General features: G+C 59.7%; 3 protein-coding genes. All 3 read left to right on the forward strand.

Annotation, left to right across the window (positions count from 1 at the left end; genetic code table 11):
• On the forward strand, nucleotides 1-840 hold an 840-nt coding region (locus Q0Y42_RS13920), incomplete at its 5' end, for a hypothetical protein (RefSeq protein ID WP_297804977.1).
• Nucleotides 841-852: 12 nt separating this feature from the next.
• Entirely contained in the window at nucleotides 853-3,684 is a 2,832-nt protein-coding gene (locus Q0Y42_RS13925) for a hypothetical protein (RefSeq protein ID WP_297804980.1), read from the forward strand.
• Between the two features lie 20 nt (nucleotides 3,685-3,704).
• A complete protein-coding gene (locus tag Q0Y42_RS13930) occupies nucleotides 3,705-4,619 on the forward strand; it encodes a hypothetical protein (protein WP_297804983.1) in 915 nt (304 codons plus the stop codon).
• The last annotated feature ends 239 nt before the right edge of the window (nucleotides 4,620-4,858 follow it).

Below are 4,858 nucleotides of genomic sequence, written 5' to 3' on the forward strand. Positions count from 1 at the left end.
AAGGCGAGTTCCATGCTGTCCAAACGGTTGCCTGGTGTATTCCTCAAGCGCACGGCTGCAGGCCTTGCTGCGCTGGCGATCGGCGTTGCCGGTCTGGGGGCGCTGGCATGGGCCATGCGCGTGTCGCCAATGGTGTCCGAACTGACGACCTCCGGTGCCGGTTCAACCGCCCGTATCGAGGTGGGCAATATCGGGAACGCCCCTCTGCCGTTTGAAACGGTGATGACCCGTATGGAGCTGGATGCCAACGGAAACGTGACCGAGGTACCCGCGGACGAAAACTTCCTTGTCTTCCCGCCGCAGGGCATCGTAGCCGTCGGCGGCCGTCAGGTTGTTCGTGTGCAGTGGGTAGGGGATCGCGAGCTTCCGGCATCGCATGCCTATTACCTCTGGGTGCGTCAGCTGCCTGTCCAGACAACTATTGAGCCCAACGACACGGGCGGCAGTGCAGCGCTTCAAGTCCTGTACACCATGAAGGCCCTGATCGTTGTCGCGCCTGAGGGTGCCCAGCCTGACGTAAAGGTCGCCTCGATTCACGCGGTCCAGCTGGAGCAACCGCGTCCGGCAGCAGAAGACGGTACGCCGGGTGCAACCCACGGCATTGCCGTCACAGTGACCAATGAAGGTCGCCGCTATGCGCTTATGAGCGGCGCTAACTGGCAGGTCGAAGGCACGGACATGTCCGGCAATGCCTTCGCCCGCCTTTACACGCCCGAGGAAATTTCGGGTGCCGTGGGTGTGGGGTACCTGCCGCCTCTGGGGGGGCGGCGTACCTTTACCCTGCCCACTGAGGTCGCGCTGGATCCCAGCAAGCCGATCAACATCCGCTTCACGCGATAAGGATCGGAACCGATGACGCGCTTCTGGCTCACGACAACGACATCCCTACTGGCGATTGTAACGGCGTCGGCTCCGAGCGCTGCTGCCGCCTCTGCTCGCAGCACTCTGAGCGCGTTCGTCGCAGGTGCGATCCAAGAGCAGGTTGATCCTGTTTCTGGCGAAATCCTCGCCGGTGTCGACTATGACCGTCCGATCGTGACGGCCAATCACCTAATGGAAAGTGACACGGGGGAGGCGGAATCCCCTGCTGTCGCCGCGACGACTGTGGCGTCGGACACAGCTCCGATGGCTGAACCGTCGGATGCGGCATTATCAGCTCCGGCGGTCGAACCTGCGCTGGTACATGAGGTCTTAGCGGAAGATCCTGAACCTGCGCCGCTGGTTCCGTCGGCCGAAGCCGCAATGGCACCGGACCCGACGCCGGCTCCGACACCGGCTCCGGCTGCGCCACAAAGACCCGACATCAATCCGTATAACCGCGACATCAATATGACGGTGCCGCTGAACTTTAACAACCGCGTGCTAGGTGAGTTGGATGTTCTGCTCACCAGTGATGATCGCTTCATCGTTTACACGACCGGTTTCAAGTCTTTGATCGATCCTCTTCTTACGGAAGAGGCGCAGGCCGAAATCGCTGAGGTGCTGCACGGACGCGAGAGTTTCGAGGCCGAGCACATCGAGGGTAGCGGGATCAGTCTGGTCTATGACCCGGGCCAGCTGGCCGTGTTGGTCTTGCGCATCGACCCGTCGAAGCGAGCGGTCGAGTCCCTGTTCCAGGGCGGCATGCCGGAAGAGCCGGGCGAAGCGCCTGAAAAATATTCGGCCTATGTGAACGCCAATGTCATGGTGTCCAAGGTCCATAACTATAGCGGGATGAATGATCCAAGTGTCTCGCTGAACGGTGCTGTTCGCCTGAACAAGATCGTGCTCGAGGCCGATTATCAGGGGCAGTCAAGCTTCGGCGGCGAATATGATGTCACCCGTCGCTACGCCCGCGCTGTGTACGATCAGCCGGACCAGTTCCGCCGTTGGTGGGTGGGGGATCTGGATCCTGAAATTCGGGGTCGTCAAAGCTTTGTGCAAATGGGTGGTATCGGCGTAGCGCGCCAGCGCCAGCGCTTCGAGAGCTTCCGCAACAGTGTCCTGTCCGGTGGCCGCCAGATTGTTCTTCAGGAAAACTCGACCGTTCGCGTCATGCGCAATGGCGTATTCATGCGCGAGTTCAAGCTGGACGCCGGTCAATACGACCTATCGAACCTTCCGCTGGAAACGGGCTCCAACGACGTTCAACTGGAGATTGTGAACGGCTCGGGGCGCGTTGAGCATGTGGGGTATAGTGCGTATCTCGATGCCATCGATCTTGATCCGGGCGATTACGAGTACGGGGCTTATCTGGGCGTCACCAACGCCGGCCTATTTGGGTCCCCCGACTACTCGGAAGGCGATCTGGCCTTCACCGGTTACTGGCGCAAGGCGTTTCTGAACCGTCCGGCTATCGGCATCGGTATCCAAGCCAGCGAGAACATCCAGAACCTCACCGGTCAGACCCAGTTTTTTCTGAAGAACGGCGCGCGAATCCGCTTCGACGGTTCGGTCAGTACCGGTGAACCGGGGCAGGGCTTTGCTGCCATGGTCGGCTTCGACCACTTCGTGAACCGCGGCTCCAGCTATGACTCCTGGTCGGTGGCTGCGGACTATGTATCTGAAGACTACGGCACGCTCGGAAGCTACTCGGGCATCAATCCGGTAGAGTGGAGCTTCCAGGCTGGCTATTCGCGGGCTTTCAATACCCGTGTGATGGCCTCGATCAGTGGCTCGTATCGTCTGTCGCGATCGGAGCTTATTGGCGATTCCTACTCCGTGAACGCCTATTCCAGCTATAAGCTGACGGATACGGTCTCCATACAAGCTGGTGTGGACTATACCAAGTTCGGCCAGTCGTTCGGCGGTGACCGTGAGGGGCTGGGCTTCAACGTCTCGCTCAGCTGGACGCCAACCTACAACCGTCGTCTGGATGCCCGATATAACTCTCTGGGCAATGCGGCCAGCGTTCGCTTCTCGCAATCGACCGAAAACCGCGTCGGAGCATGGGGCTATTCGTTGGCCTCGACCTATGATGACGGTCCGGCGACCCTGTCGGGCCAGGTTGACTATATCGGCAACCGTTTCGACGCGTCGATAATGCACAACGCTTTCGGTCAGGATTTCAGCAGCGTCTCTGACGTCCAAATGACCTCCATGCGCGTGGGATCGGCTCTGGCCTTTGTCGGCGGCAAGTTGGCTCTGAGCCGTCAAATTTACGACAGCTTCGCCTTCGTCAGTCCGCACAAGTCGCTGGGCGATCGTGCGGCCATTGTGGGCGACAGCTTCGAAGGCGGCCGCTACCAGTCGCGCAGCGGCACCTTCGGTCCGGCTGTGGCGAACAACCTTTCCGCTTACATGAACCAATCGGTCTACTATGACGTGATCGATATTCCTGCGGGCTATGACATCGGCGAAGGCATCCGTCGTGTCCGACCAGCCTATCGCAGTGGCTATGTTATTGTGGCCGGCAGCGACGCTTTCGTGTCGGCGATGGGCCGTCTGGTGGGACGCGAGGACAAGCCGGCCAGCCTGATGTCTGGTCGCGTAATCTCGCTGGACGAGCCGGGTTCCGAGCCCGAAGTGTTCTTTACTAACTCTATTGGCCGGTTCGCAGTTCAGAAACTTAAACCCGGTAAACGCTATCGCGTTGTTCTCTACAGTACGCCTGCCCAGAGTTTTGAGTTCAAGGTGCCGGAAGACAATCAGGGTCTGCTCGATCTGCAGACCGTGTCTCTGCCCTTCTTCGTGCCCGAACAATGACCGGAGAGACCAAGATGAACATGACCAAGACTTTTCGCGGGCTGGTCCTCAGCGTCGCGTTGGCGACGGGTGCTCTGGTAGGCACTGGTACGGCGGTTGCGCAGACCAAACCGGTCCCGCTGTGTGACGGCCTGATTTCGGCACCCAGCATGTGGGAGTTGAACTACGACCCGAATGGTGCCCCGAATGTGCAGGACGTCTTCAACGTCACCCTGATCAATAACGGCGGCGCAGCCTGTCCGGGGCGGCTTGTGGTCAAGTCGCTGAATGGCGATCTGGTACTCCGCTCTACCGAAACCACCCAGACGGTGCCATTCTATCTACATCTGTCGACCCCGTTCCGCGACGTTACGCCGGGGCCGGACGATTCCCAGCTTAACGGCACCGACATTTCCGTGCCGCCGGGACAGCAGGGTATCCTGCCGGTGATCTTCGGTGTGACCCCAGGTATGAACCTGCCAGCCGGGCGCTATACCTTGCCGGTCGAGCTGGAGTTCCGCACCACCAACAATCGGGGCAACGTCATTGCCAAGCCGGTTACTCTGGTTCTGAACGTTCGCAGTTCGGCTATGCTGGGTATCAAGGGCGAGTTCACCCGCCACGGCTCAGCGGCTGTGATCAATCTCGGTTCGTTGGAAACTGGCATTAAAACACCCGCGACTCAGGTCTATGTCCGCTCGACGAGCGGCTATCTGCTGACCGTCAGCTCGGATAATCATGGCTATCTCAAGCACCGCCTTCCCGGATGGAGCATCCGTTACAACATGCGTATGGGCCAGCACGACATCGATCTGTCGGTACCGTATACGATCAATATGCCTGTTCCGGCCGCTTACCCGGACGACTATCCGCTGTCGTTCAGCATTGGTGATGTCGAAAACATGCGCGCGGGCCGCTACTCCGACACGATCCGGTTCGAGCTGATGGCGCTCTGATCCGGGCCACCCGGCCGACAAAAAACGCCCCGCAGTCAAACTGCGGGGCGTTGCCGTTTGGGGAGAAATCTCTTTCTCAGATTTGCTTCAGATCGGCTGCTCTTAGATCGGTTGGATCGTGAGGTGCAGCGTTAGCGGCTCGGTGACTTCAACGCTGTCGAAGCGATAGGTGACGTTGCGGATGGTCGCCATATGCGAGCGACGCAGTTCGTGGCCACCCGACGGCGACAGGTTCAGCG

Source organism: uncultured Brevundimonas sp., from assembly GCF_947305955.1.
Classification (GTDB): domain Bacteria; phylum Pseudomonadota; class Alphaproteobacteria; order Caulobacterales; family Caulobacteraceae; genus Brevundimonas.

Coding starts and splice junctions, on each gene's coding strand:
- Q0Y42_RS13925 (WP_297804980.1), top strand. CDS start 853: ATGACGCGCTTCTGGCTCACGACAACGACATCCCTACTGGCGATTGTA.
- Q0Y42_RS13930 (WP_297804983.1), top strand. CDS start 3,705: ATGACCAAGACTTTTCGCGGGCTGGTCCTCAGCGTCGCGTTGGCGACG.